1 protein-coding gene is annotated in these 905 nt (G+C 35.0%); it reads right to left on the reverse strand.

Annotated elements, in window-relative coordinates; all coding sequences use genetic code 11:
• On the reverse strand, positions 1 to 341 hold a 341-nt coding region (locus F891_RS00005; protein ID WP_005261157.1), incomplete at its 3' end, for a KGG domain-containing protein.
• Positions 342 to 905 lie beyond the last annotated feature (564 nt).

The following is a 905-nucleotide window of genomic DNA, read 5'->3' on the forward strand; positions in this document are numbered from 1 at the left end:
CGGCTGCGACCACGTCCTCGGCCACCAGAGCGGCTACCGCGATCATCATCGTCATCGTCGTCATCACGACTACGACCACGTCCTCGGCCACCAGAATTATTATCATTTATATGACTACGAGAGCCCGCTTCGCGCGCCTCTTCTGAAGTGAACTCATGAGCATTTCCACTTCGATGGGCAGCTCTTCCTGCTTCACGAGCTTCATCAGAAGTAAATTCATGAGCATTTCCACTTTCATGGGCAGCTTTACCACCCTGACTCGCTATCTCACGTTGTCGGTCTGGATCCATGCTCGCAAATCCACGATTTGATGTATTTGTATCATCATCTTGATTAGCCATATCTATACCGCCTTTGATTATTCTTCGCGAAAGGTAAATAGCTTGTCTAAGTTAGAAGATATAAATTTAATAATGAACCTGACATATGTTTCTAATCTTATTAATGTAAAGCCACTAATTAATATTTATAAAATAAACTTGAATATAAGAATTTTTTTTTCTTTTTTATTTACAAAGATAACAAAAAAGTCCCGTATATTTACCTATAGAAACTGAAGATAAAAATATACATCTCTACAAAAAAAATTTTATTCATTTAATATAATGCGGCTATACGAAATTCTATTGATCTTTTACTTAATGAGCCTTTATAGAAGTTCTTCTTCAGTAGGCGGCTCAAATAGAGTAGCCCACTTATTTTATAATTTTAAAAAATAACAATAAAAATAAATATATAACATTAGTTTGTTTAATAAATTTGCAATTATATTTTTATAACTTAGTCAATATCAGATAAGTAATTTTACAAGGCTTTGTTGCACAAAGATTTGAAATGCAAAGCGCCCCTAATTGAGCCAAATTTAAGGCGTAACTTGGGTAAGTGGTCGACCTAATTCCGTAAAT

Source organism: Acinetobacter sp. CIP 101966, assembly GCF_000369725.1.
GTDB lineage: Bacteria > Pseudomonadota > Gammaproteobacteria > Pseudomonadales > Moraxellaceae > Acinetobacter > Acinetobacter lwoffii_Q.